Source organism: Arthrobacter sp. TJ-240, assembly GCF_058269195.1.
This window is the reverse complement of the sequence record NZ_JBZCNG010000003.1, coordinates 237,578-254,545: the sequence shown is the minus strand read 5'-3', so window position 1 is coordinate 254,545 and position 16,968 is coordinate 237,578. Positions and strand designations below refer to the sequence as shown.

General features: G+C 68.5%; 14 protein-coding genes. 10 read left to right on the top strand and 4 right to left on the bottom strand.

Annotated elements, in window-relative coordinates:
* Positions 1 to 128: 128 nt before the first annotated feature.
* Positions 129 to 1,538: a MocR-like transcription factor YczR gene (gene yczR, locus AC4D2C_RS09475; protein ID WP_490914376.1), complete on the bottom strand. Its 1,410-nt coding sequence runs from the start codon at positions 1,536 to 1,538 to the stop codon at positions 129 to 131.
* A gap of 61 nt (positions 1,539 to 1,599) precedes the next feature.
* On the opposite strand from yczR, the gene yczE reads away from it, so the two are divergent.
* The 3 genes from yczE to AC4D2C_RS09460 all read left to right on the top strand — a co-directional run bounded on the left by yczE (position 1,600) and on the right by AC4D2C_RS09460 (position 5,723).
* Positions 1,600 to 2,220, top strand: a complete 621-nt coding sequence (yczE, locus tag AC4D2C_RS09470) for a membrane protein YczE (protein WP_490914375.1) — start codon at positions 1,600 to 1,602, stop codon at positions 2,218 to 2,220.
* A 163-nt stretch (positions 2,221 to 2,383) separates the two neighbouring features.
* Entirely contained in the window at positions 2,384 to 3,244 is an 861-nt protein-coding gene (locus AC4D2C_RS09465) for an MBL fold metallo-hydrolase (RefSeq protein ID WP_490914374.1), read from the top strand.
* A 136-nt stretch (positions 3,245 to 3,380) separates the two neighbouring features.
* The gene (locus AC4D2C_RS09460) at positions 3,381 to 5,723 is read left to right on the top strand and encodes a mannitol dehydrogenase family protein (protein WP_490914372.1); all 2,343 of its coding nucleotides are present in this window, start codon (positions 3,381 to 3,383) and stop codon (positions 5,721 to 5,723) included.
* Between the two features lie 82 nt (positions 5,724 to 5,805).
* Here AC4D2C_RS09460 and AC4D2C_RS09455 read toward each other — a convergent pair whose 3' ends face one another.
* Entirely contained in the window at positions 5,806 to 7,083 is a 1,278-nt protein-coding gene (locus AC4D2C_RS09455; RefSeq protein WP_490914370.1) for an FAD-binding protein, read from the bottom strand.
* A 167-nt stretch (positions 7,084 to 7,250) separates the two neighbouring features.
* Between AC4D2C_RS09455 and AC4D2C_RS09450 the strand changes: the two genes are divergently transcribed.
* From AC4D2C_RS09450 to AC4D2C_RS09425, 6 genes are all read left to right on the top strand, one after another.
* The gene (locus AC4D2C_RS09450; protein WP_490914368.1) at positions 7,251 to 8,267 is read left to right on the top strand and encodes a LacI family DNA-binding transcriptional regulator; all 1,017 of its coding nucleotides are present in this window, start codon (positions 7,251 to 7,253) and stop codon (positions 8,265 to 8,267) included.
* A 307-nt stretch (positions 8,268 to 8,574) separates the two neighbouring features.
* The gene (locus tag AC4D2C_RS09445; RefSeq protein ID WP_490914366.1) at positions 8,575 to 9,927 is read left to right on the top strand and encodes an ABC transporter substrate-binding protein; all 1,353 of its coding nucleotides are present in this window, start codon (positions 8,575 to 8,577) and stop codon (positions 9,925 to 9,927) included.
* A 100-nt stretch (positions 9,928 to 10,027) separates the two neighbouring features.
* Positions 10,028 to 10,978: a carbohydrate ABC transporter permease gene (locus AC4D2C_RS09440; RefSeq protein ID WP_490906962.1), complete on the top strand. Its 951-nt coding sequence runs from the start codon at positions 10,028 to 10,030 to the stop codon at positions 10,976 to 10,978.
* A 3-nt stretch (positions 10,979 to 10,981) separates the two neighbouring features.
* Positions 10,982 to 11,905, top strand: coding sequence for a carbohydrate ABC transporter permease (locus tag AC4D2C_RS09435; protein ID WP_490906965.1), 924 nt, complete (start codon positions 10,982 to 10,984; stop codon positions 11,903 to 11,905).
* 51 nt (positions 11,906 to 11,956) lie between these two features.
* Entirely contained in the window at positions 11,957 to 13,468 is a 1,512-nt protein-coding gene (gene arfA, locus AC4D2C_RS09430) for an arabinosylfuranosidase ArfA (RefSeq protein WP_490914365.1), read from the top strand.
* Positions 13,465 to 14,373, top strand: a complete 909-nt coding sequence (locus AC4D2C_RS09425) for an aldose 1-epimerase family protein (RefSeq protein ID WP_490914363.1) — start codon at positions 13,465 to 13,467, stop codon at positions 14,371 to 14,373. The genes arfA and AC4D2C_RS09425 overlap by 4 nt, the downstream gene beginning before the upstream one ends.
* Before the next feature lie 58 nt (positions 14,374 to 14,431).
* On the opposite strand, the gene AC4D2C_RS09420 is transcribed toward AC4D2C_RS09425, so the two are convergent.
* Positions 14,432 to 15,085 (bottom strand): nucleoside/nucleotide kinase family protein, encoded by a 654-nt coding sequence (locus AC4D2C_RS09420; RefSeq protein ID WP_490914361.1) that lies wholly within the window; start codon positions 15,083 to 15,085, stop codon positions 14,432 to 14,434.
* Between the two features lie 132 nt (positions 15,086 to 15,217).
* Between AC4D2C_RS09420 and AC4D2C_RS09415 the strand changes: the two genes are divergently transcribed.
* Positions 15,218 to 15,739 carry an anthrone oxygenase family protein gene (locus AC4D2C_RS09415; RefSeq protein ID WP_490914360.1) on the top strand — a complete coding sequence of 174 codons (522 nt, stop codon included), beginning with the start codon at positions 15,218 to 15,220 and terminating at the stop codon, positions 15,737 to 15,739.
* Between the two features lie 208 nt (positions 15,740 to 15,947).
* Here AC4D2C_RS09415 and AC4D2C_RS09410 read toward each other — a convergent pair whose 3' ends face one another.
* Positions 15,948 to 16,943 (bottom strand): NAD-dependent epimerase/dehydratase family protein, encoded by a 996-nt coding sequence (locus AC4D2C_RS09410; RefSeq protein WP_490914358.1) that lies wholly within the window; start codon positions 16,941 to 16,943, stop codon positions 15,948 to 15,950.
* Between the last annotated feature and the right edge of the window lie 25 nt (positions 16,944 to 16,968).

Here is a 16,968-nt window from a genome sequence, read left to right as displayed (position 1 = left end):
GGCGGCCTGACAGGGCAGGGCGGCTGCACGGGTGCCGGCTGCACGGGTGGCGGCTGCACGAGTTCCGGCTGCACGAGTTCCGGCTACACGCGTGCCCATTACACGCGTGCCGGCTGTCCGCGTGCCGGTTACACGAGTGCCGGCGCGAAGTCGGTGCGGGTCGGAGCCCGATCGTCGAGCGACCTCCACGCGGACTCGAGGATCCCGACGGCCAGACGCGTGTCCTCGAGCGGGTAGCTGAACGGGACACGCAGGAAACGCTCGAAGACGCCGTCGATCCCGAAGCGCGGTCCGGCACCCAGCAGCAGCCCGCGGTCGCGGGCGGCGAGCGCCAGCTGTGAGCTGACCGGCGCGCCGAGGTTCACCCAGGTGGAAAGACCACCCGCCACGTGCGGTACCTCCCACTCCGGCAGCACGCCACGAAGGAGCTCCTCGAGCCGGCTGCGGCCCTCGGCGAGCTGCCGCGCGCGGAACCGCAGCAGCTCGTCGTAGCTGCCGAGCAGGTCGAGGGCGATGAGCTGCTCGAGGACGGGTGTCCCGAGGTCCTGCGCGTACCGGGACTGCACGAGCCGGCGGATCAGACCCTCGTCCGCCCTGATCCAGCCGATCCGCAGCCCGCCCCACACGGTCTTGCCCATCGAGCCGATCAGCACGGCAGGGCCGAACGCGGCGAGGGGTGGCAGGGCCTCGCCGTCGATCCGCAGCTCGGCCATCGTCTCGTCCGCGACGACGACGGTGTCCTGCCGCTGGGCGGCCGCCATCAGTCGTGCGCGCTGGTCGGCGGGCATGACGGCGCCGGTCGGATTGTGGAAGTCCGGCATGACGTATGCGACGGCCGGGCGCCCCTGCCGGAACGCCTGCTCGAGGCCGTCGTCGTCCCAGCCCCGCGCGGCATCGACGGACACCGGGACGAGCCGACGCCCGGCCGAGCGGAGCGCCTCGTACGCGTGCGGATAGCTGGGCGCCTCGACGAGCGCGGTGCCGGCCGGGGTCAGGAGCATGCGCGCAAGGAGCGAGATGGCGTGCTGTGCACCGAGGGTCACCATGATCTGAGCGGGAGACGTGGGGACGCCGCGTGCCGAATACCTGTCGGCGAGAGCCTGGCGGAGCCGAGGGAGCCCGAGCGGGTCATAGCCGTCGCCGTTCAGGTAGGCGGGGAGGTCACGGGCCGCCCGGGCGGCAGCCTCGCCGACCTGCGGTGCTGCCGGGAGCGCCGCCTTGCTGAAGTCGAGGACGACGCCGTCGCCGCCGTCGAGGTCCGGTGCGCCCTGCCCGGGCATGGCGACCACGCTGCCCGAGCCCCGTGTGCTCTCCAGGTAACCCGCCGACCGGAGGCGTGCATACGCGGCGGCTACCAGTGTCCTGCTGACACCCAGGTGCGCGGCGAGCTCCCGCTCGGCCGGGAGGCGGGTGCCCAGCGGGATCCGTCCGTCGAGGGTGAGCAGCCTGATGCGGTCCGCCAGGGCGACATAGGCGGGCCCGGACGTACGCCAGGTGCCGAGCTCCAGGGCGAGCCTGCGGGCCGGAAGAACGATCATCAGGCCACGATGACACAATTGGCCTCTTGAAGTAAGTCCAATCAGCCGATCTACTGGATCAATGACCTTCCTCGGTGCCCGGCGTGGCCTGCAGCTCCTCATCGGCCTGTTCCTCTACGGGTTCTCGCTCGCCATGATGATCCGTGCCACGCTCGGAGTGTCACCCTGGGACGTCCTCGGTCAGGGCGGATCGCTGCAGACCGGCATCCCCTTCGGATTCATGACCAACATCATCGGGCTGATCGTGCTGCTGCTCTGGATACCGCTGAGGCAGCGCCCCGGGGTCGGGACCGTCCTCAACGTCCTGCTGGTGGGACCGAGTGCCGAGGTGGGGTTGGCGCTCCTGGCTGAACCGAGCCCGCTCTGGGCGCGGATCCTCCTGTTCACGGGTGGCCTGGTGTTGCTGGCGGTCGCGAGCGGGCTCTACATCGGGGCCCGTCTGGGTCCGGGGCCGCGCGACGGTCTCATGACAGGCCTCCACGCCCGGTTCGGCCTGCCGATCTGGCTCGTCCGGACGGCGATCGAGGGGACGGTGCTGGTACTCGGCTGGCTGCTGGGCGGGTCTGTCGGTCTCGGCACCGTGGCTTTCGCGCTGCTCATCGGCCCGCTGATCAACATCGCGCTGCCGATCTTCCGCATCCCGGAGCGTTCCCGTCCGACGCCGGACGTCGTCATCGCCTGACCGGAGGCTCGACCGGAGCCTCGACCGGAGCCGCCCCACGTCGGAGCCCCGACCGAACCCGGCAACGCCGTGCGACGCGCAAGGCACGCGCCGGGACGGTGGGTGATCGGTGGCGCGGGATGCCGACCTAGACTGGAACCCCTGCCGTCAGCGAGAGGAATCCATGAGCACCGACGTCCCCAGCGCCGAGACCCGCAGCCCCTGGCGCGAGCTTGGACCGGGCATCTACGTGCTCCGGACCGGGTTCCGGATGAACGTCGGGCTCGTGGTCGGCACGGAGAAGGCGCTCGTCGTGGACACCGGCGCCGGACCGGTCAGCGCCGCCGAGGTGTACTCCCACGTCCGTGACGTCACGGCGCTGCCGCTGATCGTCGTCAACACGCACGCCCATGCCGACCACTTCTTCGGGAACGGCTACTTCGCCGCACAGCACGTCGAGGAGTTCTGGGCGACGTCGCGGTGCAGTGCCGTCCAGGCGGAGACCGGCGAGGAGCAGCGGGGGCTGGTCGCCGCCGTCGAGCCGGCAATGGGAGCGGGCGACGGCGCGCACGCCGCCATCCTGCCGGCCAACCGCCTGGTGGACGGCAAGCCCGTGGATCTCGATCTCGGCGGTGTCTCGGTGACGCTGTTCCACCTCGGACGGGGCCACACGGATCACGACCTGCTGATCGGCGCCGGGAACGTCCTCTTCACGGGCGACCTCGTGGAGGAGGGCGCGGACCCGGTCTTCGAGGACTCCTTCCCCATCGACTGGGTGCGGACGCTCGGCAAGATGGCGGCCCTCGAAGACCTCTACGACGTCTTCGTCCCCGGTCACGGGGAGCCGGTCGCGGTCGGTGAGGTCATCACGCAGATGAACAAGATGCGCAGCGCCATCCGTGTGACGAGGACGGCGATGGACGAGGCCTCCGTGGACATGACCAAGGCCATCCCGATCCTGCCGTACGGCCCCGAGCAGTCCCGGGCGCTCCTGATCCGCCTGCGCACGCTCGCCCACTGGAGCTGGCTGACACGCAAGCATTAGCACGTACAGCCGGGATCCGGCCTGTGATCCTGATCGCGCCGAGGGCTGTTGTGGCGGTCTCGGCCGCGTTCCTACGCTGGAATCACAGACGGACGGGTTAGCAGCGGCCCTTCGAAGTTCTCCTGAAGGAGCCGCTATGTCGGAACGCCCCATGCCCACACCCCTGCCCCAGGTTCTCGAGAACCCCGGGCACCACACCGCCGACCTGCCGGTGCAGCTCCCCGCCTACAACCCCGCCGACCTGCGACACGGCGTCGTCCACTTCGGGGTCGGCGGATTCCACCGTGCCCACCAGGGTGTCTACTTCGACGAACTGGCAGGCAGGGGACTCGCCATGGACTGGGGCGTGATCGGTGTCGGCCTGCACCGCCGGGAGATAAAGGACGTGCTCGAGCAGCAGGACAATCTCTACACCGTGATCGAGCGGGGCGCGGAGGAGGACTCCGCGCGCGTCATCGGCTCCTTGGTGGACTACCTGTACGCGCCGGAGGACCCCGAGGCCGTCCTCGCCACGCTCGCGAGCGAGCGCACCCGGCTCGTGACCCTGACCGTGACCGGCTCCAGTTACCACGTGGATCCCGTGACCGGGGAGTTCCAGGCCGACGACGACGCCATCGCCGAGGACCTCGCGCACCCCGAGCGGCCCGCCACCGTGTTCGGCTACATCGTGGAGGCCCTGCGTCGTCGCCGCGAGCAGGGCCTCCCGCCGTTCACCGTCCTGTCGTGCGACAACATGCAGCGCGGCGGCGACGTGGCGCGCACCGCCGTCGTCTCCCTCGCCCGCCTGCGGGACGCCGACCTGGCCGACTGGATCGACCGCGAAGGCGCGTTCCCCTCGAGCATGGTGGACCGCATCACCCCGACCACGTCGCCCGGGGAGCGGGACGCCGTCGTGGACCGGTTCGGACTCGACGACGGCTGGCCCGTGCTCACCGAACCCTTCGCACAATGGATCATCGAGGACTCCTTCTGCAACGGACGGCCTCCCCTCGACGAGGTCGGCGTGCACTTCGTCGGCGACGTCGAACCCTTCGAACTCATGAAGACCCGCCTGCTGAACGCCGGCCACTGCGCGCTCGGCTATCACGGCCTCCTCCTGGGGCACCGCACCACGGCGGAGGCCATGGCCGACGACGTCGTCCGCGGCTTCCTGACCGCGTTCCTCGACGAGGTCATCCCGCTCCTGCCGGCGGTCCCCGGGATCGATCTCGGGGAGTACCGCGACTCCCTGCTCGGCCGGCTGTCGAACGCCTCCATGGAGGACCAGCTCGAGCGGCTCACGCGTCGCAGCTCCACGAAGGTCCCCGACTACGTGCTGCCGTCCCTGCTGGCGGCGCTCGATCAGGACAGCGCCCACCGCATGCTGCTGCTGACCATCGCAGGCTGGTTCCGTTACCTGCGCGGCGTCGACGAGCAGGGCGACGACTACGACGTGCAGGACGCTCGGGTCGACGAGATGCGACCCCTCGCCGAGGACGGACGGTTCGGCGAGTGGATCGCCGACGCCTCGGTCTTCGCCGATCTCGCCGACCGGAAGGACATCGTGGAGGAGCTGCAGGAGCTCGTGGAACGGCTGGACGCACGGGGGGTGCGTGCCGTCCTCGACACCGAGACCGGTGCGTCTGCTGGTGCGGATGCCGGCCCCGATACCGGGGCCCCGTCCGACGCGGGCGTGGGCGTGGGTTCTGCCGGTGCGGCCGCCCCGTCGCGCCTCGATCCGGCTGCCGTCCGCGCTGTCCTGTGCGATGCGGACGGCAACCTGTTCCCCTCCGAGGACGTCGCTTTCGAGGCGTCGACGGACGTCACGAACCGGCTCGCCGAGGGCGTCGGCGTGCCCGTCCGCTTCGAGCCGGAGGAACTGCGCCAGGCGACGCTCGGGAAGAACTTCCGGCGTGTGGCCGCGGAGCTGACCGAACCGGACAGCGAGTGGCCCGGTCCGGCCCGACAGCTCGGTGACGAGGAACTGGAGCAGTGGATCTCCGAGGAGAAGCACGTGGTGAGCGAACACCTGCGCACCACCCTCGAGCCCGACACCGAGATCGGTCACGCCCTCCAGGAACTCAGCCGCCGCTTCGAGCTCGCGGTGGTCAGCTCGAGCGCCACCTCACGGCTCCAGGCCTCCTTCGAGGCCACGGACCTCGGGCGTTTCTTCCCCGGGAACCGTGTGTTCAGCGCCGAGGACTCGATGCCGGAGCCCATCAGCAAGCCCGACCCCGCTGTGTACCTGTTCGCCCTCGATCAGCTCGGGGTGTCCGCTGACGCATCGCTCGCCATCGAGGACTCGGTGACGGGTGCGACGTCGGCGGTCGCAGCCGGGTGCCCCACCATCGGCAACGTCTGCTTCGTCGCACCCGAGGAGCGCGAGGAACGACGACGCCAGCTCGAGGACGTCGGAGTCGTCGCGGTCGTCGAGTCCTGGTCGGAGCTGCTCGAACTCCTCGCACTGGAGCCCGCCGTCAGCGCCGGCGCCACCGGCTGAGCGCCGTAGCTCAGGCGAGAGGCGGCCGACCGGCTGCGTCCCCGCGGCCGGCCGGTTCCTTGACCGGGGGCCGCGGGGGCGATCAGCCGGCGGAGTTCCCGAACACCGTCCGGTCGAGGAAGACGTTGCGGAACTTCCCCTCGGGGTCCATGCGTCGGGCGAGCGCACGGAAATCGTCGAAGCGGGGGTAGAGCGGCGCGAGCTGGGTGGCGTCGGCCGCGAACAGTTTGCCCCAGTGCGGACGTGCCGCGAACGGTGCCAGTGCGGATTCCAGCTCGGGCAGGAGAGCCTCGACCTCGGGCTGCATCGGCTTCCACGTGAAGTGGAGTCCGATCCCGTCGCGGCGGTAGTTGTTACTGAGCCACAACTCGTCGGCGGCCATCGACCGCACCTCGGAGACCTGCAGCAGGGGAGAGATGCGCGGCGCGAGGGCCCGCATGGCATCGATCGCCGCGACGGCGTGTTCCCGACCCACGAGGTACTCGGTCTGCAGTTCCTCGCCGTTGCTGGGGGTGAAGGCGAGCCGGAAATGTGCGAGCCGCTCCGACCACGGGCCCGGGACACCCAACTGCTGCGTGCAGTGGTCGGCCGCCATACCGGGGACCATGTGGAGGGGGCGGTCCGCAGCAGTCCCGCCGTAGAAGGACGACGGCGCAGGGGAGCCGCTGTCGACACGGCTCTTGAGCCAGGCCTGGACGATGGTGTCGCCGGACCAGTCGGTGAACAGGCTGACGCTGTAGGCGGAGGATGTGGCGGAGTCGTAATCCGCCAGCACCGCGTCCCACGGCACGTCCGTGAAGACGTCCTGGCGGACGTCGAACGTCGGCTCGATCCGCAGCGTCACGCGGTGTACGACGCCGAGCGCACCGAGACCCACCACCATGCCGTCGAAGTCGTCGTCGCCCTTGGCCACGATGAGGACGTCGCCCGACGCGGTGACGAGCTCGAGTCCGACGACGGCGGTGGCGAGGTTCCCGTTCCTGTTCCCGGAACCGTGTGTAGCGGTTGCGATGGCACCGCCGATCGAGATGTGGGGGAGGGACGCCAGGTTGTGCAGGGCGAATCCGCGCTGCTGCAGGTGCGCGGCGAGCACGCCGTACCGGGTGCCTGCGCTGACCGTGACGGTCAGTGCGGCCTCGTCGATGTCGACCGCGGGATCGAGGACATCGAGGGACACGAGGGTTCCGGGGCTGTCGGCGATGTCGTTGAAGGAATGACGCGATCCGAGAGCGCTGACGCGTGTGGCTCCTGCCACCGCCCGCTGGAGGTCGGAGAGTGAGGTCGGATGCTCGATCGTCCGGGCGCGGTACTCGTAGTTGCCCGCCCAGTTGAGCCTGTCCCGTACCTGTTCCTCGATCATGGTGGTCCTTGTCTGGCCGGTGTCGCGCCGGTGGGATGAGGAGGGGCTCGATGCTGGGAAGAGAGGCCGCAGCAACCCCTCCGGTAGGGTGCCCGCTCATCCTACAACGTTGTAGACTCACCTCACGCGTGAGGTGCAGGGCATCACGGCAGGACCGAGGGAGCGGCATGGCGGCCACACTGAAGGACGTTGCGCTGGCAGCCGGCGTCTCCATCAAGACCGTCTCGAACGTCATCAACGACTACGAGCACATCCGCGCGGAGACGAAGCAGCGCGTCATGGAAGCGATCTCGGAGCTCGGCTACAGCCCCAACCTGTCGGCGCGCAGCCTCCGCTCGGGCAGGACCGGCGTGATCGGGCTCGCCGTCCCCGAACTGTCGCTGAGCTACTTCGCGGAACTGGCCGATTCGATCATCAAGGCCGCCGAGCGGCGCGGGCTCAAGGTCCTGATCGAGCAGACCGGCGGTGATCGCGACCACGAACTCGAGATCCTCTCGAGCCCCAGGCTCCAGATGACCGACGGGCTCCTCTTCAGCGCGCTCGGGATGTCCAACGAGGACGCGCACCACCTCAACGTGAACTTCCCGCTGGTCCTCCTCGGTGAGCGGATCTTCAAGGGCCCCACGGACCACGTGACCATGAGCAACGTGGAGTCCGCCCGCGCGGCGACCGCGCACCTGATCTCCAAGGGGCGGCGGCGCATCGCCGTCGTGGGCGGACACCGGGGCGAGGTCATCGGCTCGGCCGGGCTGCGCCTGCGCGGCTACCAGCAGGCGCTCGAGGAGGCCGGCATCGCGTTCGACCCGGCCCTCGTCGGCTACACGACGTTCTGGCACCGGGCCAACGGCGCGACGTCCATGCGGGAACTGCTCGAGTCGGGCGTGGAGTTCGACGCCATGTTCGGCATGAACGACACCCTGGCGCTCGGCGCCATGCGTGTCCTGCAGGAGGCGGGCCTCCGCATCCCCGACGACGTCGCAGTGATCGGCTTCGACGACCTCGACGAGGGCCGGTACTCCCTGCCGACGCTGTCCACCATCGATCCAGGCAGGGACGAGATCGCCGACACCGCCGTCCGTGTGCTGCAGGAGCGGATCTCGCGGCGCGACGGCGATGTGCCTCCCCGCGAGTTCGAGGCGCGCTACCAGGTCATCGAGCGTGAATCCTCGGCGCTGCCCGGGTGATTCCCCGCCGTTGCACGTAACGGTTCGGCCGCTACGCGGGATTACGTCCGTGCGCGCTTGACAGTGACCCGCCTCACTCTGCATGCTACTTCTACATCGTTTACCTACAACGATGTAAATGACGGAACCGAGACCTGCTCCGGCCCTCGAACCTGAGGTCCAGGTGCAGGAGGACGGACCCGGATCAAGGAAGATTCGAGAGGGCACGCCATTCGGGTGCCCCGGCGATCCTCCTCCCTGCAGAACCTGGACCAGCCGCCCACGGGCGGACCACGGTGGATTGCCACCGCGAGAGGAAGCACAAGATATGAAAGCCACGTTCCTGGCATCGGTCGGCATCGTCGCCGTCACCGCCGTAGCACTGACCGGCTGCTCCGGAGGGGAAGCGGGTGGCGACGGAGGGGGCTCCGAAGCTGCCTCCTGCACCAACACCATCGTCAACGCCGAAGCGCCCCAGGTCACGGTCTGGGCCTGGTACCCCGCATTCAACGAGGTCGTCGACCAGTTCAACAATGCCAATGACGACGTCCAGATCTGCTGGACGAACGCAGGTCAGGGCAACGACGAGTACACCAAGTTCTCGACGTCGATCGAGTCCGGATCAGGAGCCCCTGACGTCATCCAGCTCGAATCCGAAGTCCTCTCCAGCTTCACCATCCGCGACGCGCTCGTCGACCTCACCGAATTCGGTGCCAACGACGTCAAGGCGGATTACGCCGCGGGCGCCTGGGAAGACGCGAGCAGCGGTGACGCCGTCTACGCCATCCCGGTCGACGGCGGGCCCATGGGCATGCTGTACCGCCAGGACCTCTTCGATGCTGCAGGCATCCAGGTGCCGACCACCTGGGAGGAGTTCGAGGCAGCGGCCCGCAAGCTGAAGGAGTCCGGCGATGGCGCGGTCATCGGCGATTTCCCGACCAACGGCCGTGCCTTCAACCAGGCGCTCTTCGCCCAGGCCGGTTCCGTACCGTTCGAATACGACTCCGCCAACCCGCAGGAGATCGGCATCAAGGTCAATGACGAGGGCGCCAAGAAGGTCCTCGAGTACTGGGACGGCCTCGTGAAGGACGGACTCGTCGCGACCGATGACGCCTTCACGGCCGACTACAACACCAAGCTCGTCGACGGTTCCTACGCCGTCTACCTCGCCGCGGCCTGGGGCCCCGGCTACCTGCAGGGCCTGTCCGACGCCGATCCGACCGCCGTCTGGCGTGCGGCGCCGCTGCCGCAGTGGGACGCAGCCAACCCCGTCCAGGTGAACTGGGGCGGCTCCACCTTCGCCGTGACGGAACAGGCGAAGGACAAGGAGCTCGCAGCGAAGGTCGCAATGGGCATCTTCGGCAACGAGGAGGGCATGAACCTCGGTGTCGACAAGGGAGCTCTCTTCCCGTCCTACGCCCCCGTGCTCGATTCCGATGCGTTCGCCAACAAGGAGTACGAGTTCTTCGGCGGACAGCAGATCAACAAGGACGTATTCCTCGACGCTGCTGCCGGCTACGAGGGCGCCACGTTCAGCCCCTTCCAGAACTACGCCTACGACCAGCTGACGGTCCAGATCTACGCCATGGTCCAGGGCGAGAAGGACGCGAGCCAGGCGCTCGACGACCTGCAGGCCTCGCTCGAGCAGTACGCCACCGAGCAGGGCTTCACGCTCAAGTAGCCCGCCGGCAGGGTGCCCGCCCCAGGTTGGGCACCCTGCTTCCCGGTCCCTGCGGAGACCTCCGCCCCACGTCCGTTCCGATCCCCGAGGAAAGACCATCATGGCCACGACCACCGCGCCGACGTCGTCCCACCGCGCCGAGGCACACCAGCAGGTCAAGCACCGACCGGACAGGAACTACCGGCGCCGCCAGCGCTGGGGGTGGCTGTTCGTCGCACCCTTCGCCCTGATCTTCCTGACCTTCCTGATCCTCCCGCTCGTCTTCGCGTTCCGGATGAGCCTGTTCACGAGCACGCTCGCCACCGGGGACAGGTTCGTGGGCTTCGCGAACTACGCCAAGGCCTTCACGGATCCGCTCTTCCTCGACGGACTGCTCACGGTCGCGAAGTTCGGGCTCATCATGATCCCGGCGCAGATGATCGTGGCGCTGATCGCTGCGCTCGTCCTCGACAACCTGGCCACCTGGGCGTCGAAGTTCTCCCGGTTGATGATCTTCATCCCCTACGCCGTGCCGGTGGTCATCGGCGCGCTCATGTGGGGCTTCCTCTACAGCCCGCGCTTCGGCCCCGCGGGTTCGCTCTTCGCCCTGTTCGGGGCCGAGGCGCCGAACTTCCTCTCGCAGGACAGCATCTTCGGAAGTCTCGTGAACATCGTGACCTGGCAGTGGGCCGGCTACTACATGATCATCATCTACGCCGCGCTCAGGGGCATCGACCCGGGAATCTACGAGGCGGCCGTGCTCGACGGTGCCTCGGACCGGCAGATCGCGACCCGTATCAAGGTCCCGATGATCTCCTCCTCGCTCGTGATGGTGGTCATCTTCGCCCTGATCGGGACCCTCCAGTTCTTCACCGAACCGCAAGTGCTGCGGGGCGTGGCGCAGGGTGCGATCCCCACGGACTACACACCGAACATGTACGCGTTCTCGCTGGCCTTCTCCTACAGCCAGTTCAACTACGCCTCGGCCATCTCCTTCGCGCTCGGCATCGTGGTCTTCGTGTTCTCCTTCTTCTTCCTCTTCCTTACCCGCAAGCAGAGCGGACTGAAATAAGCCATGGCACTCGTCACAGACTCACCGAAGCAGCAGGGCGGCAGGGGCCGCAGCGCGGCATCGCGCACCAGGGCCCGCAGCGGCGGACCGCGCATCGGCTCGCACATCTTCCTGCTCATCCTCGTCATCTACTTCATCACGCCCATCTGGTGGCTGACCGTCGCGAGCACCAAGGACACCGCGGGCCTCTTCGGCGGCTCGGGCGGGCCGCTGTGGTTCGATAACGAGTTCCACTTCTTCGACAACGTCCAGGGCCTGTTCGACCGCCAGAACGGCATCTACTGGCGCTGGCTCGGCAACTCGTTCCTGTACGCGATCTCGGGCGGCGTGGGTGCCACGGTCCTCGCGGTCCTCGCCGGCTACGGGTTCGCCAAGTACAGGTTCCGCGGCAGGGGCGCCTTCTTCGGCATCCTCCTCGGCGCGGTCATGGTCCCGCTGACGGCGCTCGTCATCCCGACCTTCGTCCTGCTCAGCGAGGTCGGCCTCGTCAACACCATCTGGGCCGTCATCCTCCCGTCGCTCCTCAGCCCCTTCGGCGTCTACCTCATGAGGGTGTTCGCACAGGAAGCCGTGCCGGACGAACTGCTGGATGCCGCCCGGATCGACGGGGCCGGGGAGCTCCGCACGTTCTTCACGATCGCGCTGCCGCTGTTGCGCCCGGCCATCGTCACGGTGCTCCTGCTCTCCGTCGTCGGCACCTGGAACAACTTCTTCCTGCCGCTGGCGGTCCTCAGCGACCCGCTGTTGCTCCCCGTCACAGTGGGACTGAACGGCTGGACCGCCCTGTCCAACGCCGGCAGCGGTGGCGAGGCGCTCTGGAACCTCATCACCACCGGCGCCTTCATCTCGATCATCCCGCTGATCATCGCGTTCCTCTCCCTCCAGAAGTACTGGCAGGGCGGACTGTCCCTGGGCTCGCTCAAGTAGCCCGCGGAACCGCCTTCACCTACCCACGACACCCGCACAGAAAGTAGTTCGATGCAGAACGCACGCCTCACCCTCGACCCCCATTTCACGGTCGGGCGGATCAACCGCAACATCTTCGGCGGGTTCGTCGAACACCTCGGCCGCCACGTGTACGACGGCATCTACGAGCCCGGCCACACCACGGCCGACGACGAGGGCTTCCGCCAGGACGTCATCGAGCTGGTGAAGGAGATGGGGGTCTCGACGATCCGCTACCCGGGCGGGAACTTCGTCTCCGGCTTCCGCTGGGAGGACAGCGTGGGCCCGCGGGACGAACGCCCTACGCGCCTCGACCTGGCCTGGCACTCCACCGAGACCAATCAGGTGGGCATGCACGAGTTCGCCTCATGGCTGCGGAAGGTGGACAGCGACCTCATGCTCGCGGTCAACCTCGGCACGCGCGGCACGCTCGAGGCCCTCGAGCTCCTCGAGTACTCGAACCTGCCGAAGGGCACGGCCCTCGCGGACCAGCGCATGGCCAACGGGCGTCCGGATCCGTTCGGTGTGAAGATCTGGTGCCTCGGCAACGAGATGGACGGTCCCTGGCAGCTCGGCCACCGGTCGGCCGATGACTACGGGAAGATCGCCTCGCGCACCGCGAAGGCCATGCGTCAGCTCGACCCGTCCATCGAACTCGTGGCCTGCGGGTCCTCCAGCGCCCACATGCCGACCTTCGGCGAGTGGGAGCGCGTGGTCCTCTCGCACACCTACGACGACGTCGACTACATCTCCTGCCATGCCTACTACGAGGAGAAGAACGGCGACCTCGGCTCGTTCCTCGCCTCAGCCGTCGACATGGATTCCTTCATCGAGTCGGTCGTCGCCACGGCGGACCATGTGAAGGCCGTCCGGGGCAGCTCGAAGACCATCAATATCTCCTTCGACGAATGGAACGTCTGGTACATCAGCCGCTTCGAGAACGTCGACAAGATCAAGGGCATCGACAACTGGCCGGTCGCCCCGCGCCTGCTCGAGGACTGCTATTCGGTGGCGGACGCGGTCGTGTTCGGCAACCTGATGATCTCGCTGCTCAAGCACGCGGACCGCGTCACCTCGGCGTCCCTCGCGCAGCTCGTGAACGTGATCGCCCCGATCATGACCGAGCCGAACGGTCCGGCGTGGCGCCAGACCACCTTCTTCCCGTTCGCCATCACCTCGCGCCTGGCGCAGGGTTCCGTCCTCGAGCTGAAGCTCGACGCCGGGACCTACGAGACCGGCGAGTACGGCGTCGTCCCGCTCGTTGACGCCGTGGCGACGCACGACGACGTCGCCGGCACCGCCGCCGTCTTCCTGGTCAACCGCTCCCAGACCGAGGAGATCACGGTGACCATCGACATCGCGGCGCTCGACGGCTTCACGGGCGTCAGCGCGGAGTCGCTGTACGATACGGACGTGTACGCCAAGAACACCCTTGAGGAGCCGGAGCGCGTGACCATGAAACCCAACACCTCCGCGACGTTCGACGGCGGCGCCGTCACCGTCACGCTGCCACCCGTGTCGTGGACGGCCGTCTCCCTCGCATGAGCCACCCCGAATACAGGATCGAGGGCGACGGCTATGCGGCCGTCGTCCTCGGTCTCGGAGCCGCCGTCCGTGAGCTCACGCACGAGGGACGACCTCTCGTGGTCGGCTTCGGTGCGGGTGAGGAGATGCCGAACTTCCGGGGCGCCTTCGTCGCTCCGTGGCCCAACCGCATCGCAGACGGGCGCTACTCGTTCGACGGCGTCGACTACGAGTTGCCGATCAACGAACCCGAGCGGGGCACGGCCCTTCACGGACTCGTCTTCGACATCCCCTGGACCCTCGTGGAACACACCGACTCCGCCGTGACGCTCGGGTGCACCATCGAGCCCACGGAGGCGTACCCCTTCACGGTCGCGCTGCATGCACGCTTCAGCGTCGGCCCCGACGGTTTCCGCACCGACGTCACGGCCCTGAACACGGGATCGCGGCGCGCGCCCTACGGCGTCTGCCCCCACCCCTACCTCGTGGCGGGACCGTCGCCGCTCGACGAGTGGGTGCTCGAACTCCCGGCCTCCACCGTCCTGACCGTCACCCCCGATCGCCTGTTGCCCGTGGCGAAGGAGCCCGTCGAGGGAACCCCCTTCGACTTCCGGCCGGCCCACCCCCTCGGCGACGTGCAGATCGATCACGCCTTCACGGGCATCGGTCGCGACGCAGCCGGCCTTGCGACGGTCAGGGTCACCGATCCGGCGCACGGGACCGGCACCGCGATGGTGTGGGACGAGAGCTGTCCATGGGTCCAGATCCATACGGCCGACCTCCCGCTGAAGCCCGAGAACACCCGCCTGGGCCTCGCCGTGGAACCCATGACGTGCCCGCCTGCGGCGTTCACCACGGGGGAGGACCTCGTGGTCCTCGAGCCGGGTGCGACGCACCGAACCGGCTGGACGATCACCGCTCTCTAGACGATCACCGCTCTCTAGAGGCCCGGGCCCGGCCGGCCGCCGTGCCGGTTGGCACTCGTCAGCTGTACGTGGGGAGCCGGTCCTGTCCGGGGACCTCATGGCAGCGTGCCGGGGCGTCGCCGCCGGTCAGTGTGTCGCCTGTGAGCGTGTCGCCGCCTGTCAGGGCGAGCAACTCGTCGGTTATCGCTTGGCGCGTACCGGCGGACTGCAGGATGTGGAACGACGGGTAGGCCGGCAGGCGCCGGTAGGCGGACTGCAGCGCCTCGAGACCCGACCGTGTCTCGCGGTCAGTGGCGCGCCGGCGCACCCGTTCGAGGGCGACGTCGATCGGGAGCTCGAAGTGCACGACGAGGTCGGGAGCCGGCAGGACACGCTGGAGCCACGGCACGACGACGCCGTGCGGGAGGCCGCGTGTCTCCCGCAGTGCGAGCTGGCAGTCGAGTCCGCGATCGAGGATGGCGAAGCCGTCGAACCGGACCAGCCGTACCTCGTTCACCAGCACGTTGACCACGCGGATGACGGTCTCCAGGAGGTCCTGTACCCGGGATCCGGGCGTCCATTGCAGGGCATCCCACCAGCCGCTCATGGTCCTCCGGCCGGCAGGGTTCTTCAGCACGAGCGCTGTGCCGCCGCGAGCCGTGATGACGGCTGCGAGATCACGGGCTGCGGTGCTCTTGCCGGAGCCGTCGATGCCGGTCAGGAGGATACGCACGGGGTGGACCTTTCGAGGAGGTGTACCCCCTTCCAACGGGACGGACCTCTGGCTCGTTCCCGGGCAGCCCGATGTCGATGGTCCCGCGGTAGTGTCGGGTTGCACGAACCCCAGCGGACGGAGCGGAGAGCCATGCCGGACACGATCATCACGGCCGCAGCCGTCGTCGGCTGCCTCCTGACCGCGGGTGTCTACGTCGCCTTCGCCGTGATGGTGATGCCGGCGCTGACACCGGACCCGCGGGCCGGCACGAGAGTCATGCGTGAGGTCAACCGTTGGGCGGTACGTCCGCCCTTCATCGCTCTCTTCTTCGGCACGGCGCTCCTCTGCATCGTGTTGCTCGTGCTCGGCGTCCTCGGGCGCGATCCTCTCCTGGGTCTGGGAGCTGCGGGCTACCTGGTCGGCGTGGTCATCACCGTTGTCGGCAATGTCCCCCTGAACGACGCACTTGCTCGTGCGGGTTCCGGTGGCTCGGGTGGCTCGGGTGGCTCGGGTGGCTCGGGTGGCTCGGGCGGCTTCGGCGGTCCGGGCGGTTCGGACGACGAGGATGCCGCGTGGGCCGTGTTCGTTGGTCCATGGTCGAGGCTGAACCTGGCGCGTGCGGTCGTGTCGGCGCTGGGCGGTGTTCTCCTGCTGGCACACCTGCTGGTCTGAGGGACGTCTGGGCGTTCTGGTTCGGGGTGCCGGTGCCGGTGCCGGTCCGTGACGGGATCGTCCGGCGGCACGTAGGTTGCTCGGCGCTATTCGTCAGCAGACCTACGCATAACGGCTTGCATCGCTCGCGACTCGGTACTGAGGCGCTCTGGTCGCGGCGCGGTACCCATCGCTCGGTATTCACTGCGCAACGCGGACCTGCCTCTGGTCAGGTGGCCCCGGCCTCAGGGAGCGCAGCGAGCAACTCCAGTTCCTCATTCCTCGTCAGCCCGGCCTTCCGGTCGCGCTCGAGCCCGCGGCCGCGTTCGTCGTCGAGCGTGTCCCGGAGCGTCTCGGTCAGGTCCCTGAGTTCGCCGCCCGCTGCACGGAAGGCCGCGTTGCTGCGTCGGCAGAACCCCGTGAACTCTTCCGGGAGCCATAGTGGCAGTGACCTCGGACCGGACCAGTAGGCCACGCCCTGTTCGACCAGCCACTCGGGTGACGCCTCCACCACTGCGCCCGAGTGCCCCGCGACGGAGCATGCCCGTGCAATGACCTCGTCGAACCCATGGAAATCGCCGACGGCGTTGATGACACCGACGGTTCCGGCCAGACCTGCGCTGACGGTCCAGGCAGCGAGATCGCGTACATCGATGACCTGGACGAACCGGTGCGAGAGTGTCGGCGCGAGGACGTCTTCGTCGCCGGCGAGCGCGCACCGCGAGACCCAGTAGCCGAACCTGTCGCTGCCGTCACCAGGCCCTGCGATGAGGCCGGCGCGGACCGTCAGGAGGCGGTCCCCGAGGACGTCGGCAGTCGCTCGTTCGCAGAGCACCTTGGCCGAGGCGTAGTCGTCGCCTGTCGTGTCGGCCGCGACGTCGACCAGTGCCGCGGTCTCATCCGCGCCCGGTTCGGCATTGGAAGCGTAGACGGAGCAGGAGGAGATCAGCGTCCAGTGTGCTGCCCGTTCCGCCAGGGCTGCGAGCGCACCGGCGACGTGGTCGATGTTCCACGAGACCTCGATGACCTCGTCCCAGTCGGTGTCGCTGACGGCGTCGTACGCGCGGGTAGCCGAGCGGTCGGCGGCGACAAGACCGGCACCGGGTGGAGGTGGTCCTTCCGTACCGCGGGCGAGGCAGGTGACGTGGTGACCGCCCGCGACCAGCTGGGTGGCCACTTCCCGGCCGAGCCATGCGGTACCACCGAGGATCAGGATGCGGCTCATGCCTCCACTCAACAGGAAGGGGCCC

Excerpts from the sequence above, each read along its gene's own strand:
- yczR (WP_490914376.1), bottom strand. The coding sequence starts at position 1,538 with ATGATCGTTCTTCCGGCCCGCAGGCTCGCCCTGGAGCTCGGCACCTGG.
- yczE (WP_490914375.1), top strand. The coding sequence starts at position 1,600 with ATGACCTTCCTCGGTGCCCGGCGTGGCCTGCAGCTCCTCATCGGCCTG.
- AC4D2C_RS09465 (WP_490914374.1), top strand. The coding sequence starts at position 2,384 with ATGAGCACCGACGTCCCCAGCGCCGAGACCCGCAGCCCCTGGCGCGAG.
- AC4D2C_RS09460 (WP_490914372.1), top strand. The coding sequence starts at position 3,381 with ATGTCGGAACGCCCCATGCCCACACCCCTGCCCCAGGTTCTCGAGAAC.
- AC4D2C_RS09455 (WP_490914370.1), bottom strand. The coding sequence starts at position 7,083 with ATGATCGAGGAACAGGTACGGGACAGGCTCAACTGGGCGGGCAACTAC.
- AC4D2C_RS09450 (WP_490914368.1), top strand. The coding sequence starts at position 7,251 with ATGGCGGCCACACTGAAGGACGTTGCGCTGGCAGCCGGCGTCTCCATC.
- AC4D2C_RS09445 (WP_490914366.1), top strand. The coding sequence starts at position 8,575 with ATGAAAGCCACGTTCCTGGCATCGGTCGGCATCGTCGCCGTCACCGCC.
- AC4D2C_RS09440 (WP_490906962.1), top strand. The coding sequence starts at position 10,028 with ATGGCCACGACCACCGCGCCGACGTCGTCCCACCGCGCCGAGGCACAC.
- AC4D2C_RS09435 (WP_490906965.1), top strand. The coding sequence starts at position 10,982 with ATGGCACTCGTCACAGACTCACCGAAGCAGCAGGGCGGCAGGGGCCGC.
- arfA (WP_490914365.1), top strand. The coding sequence starts at position 11,957 with ATGCAGAACGCACGCCTCACCCTCGACCCCCATTTCACGGTCGGGCGG.
- AC4D2C_RS09425 (WP_490914363.1), top strand. The coding sequence starts at position 13,465 with ATGAGCCACCCCGAATACAGGATCGAGGGCGACGGCTATGCGGCCGTC.
- AC4D2C_RS09415 (WP_490914360.1), top strand. The coding sequence starts at position 15,218 with ATGCCGGACACGATCATCACGGCCGCAGCCGTCGTCGGCTGCCTCCTG.
- AC4D2C_RS09410 (WP_490914358.1), bottom strand. The coding sequence starts at position 16,943 with ATGAGCCGCATCCTGATCCTCGGTGGTACCGCATGGCTCGGCCGGGAA.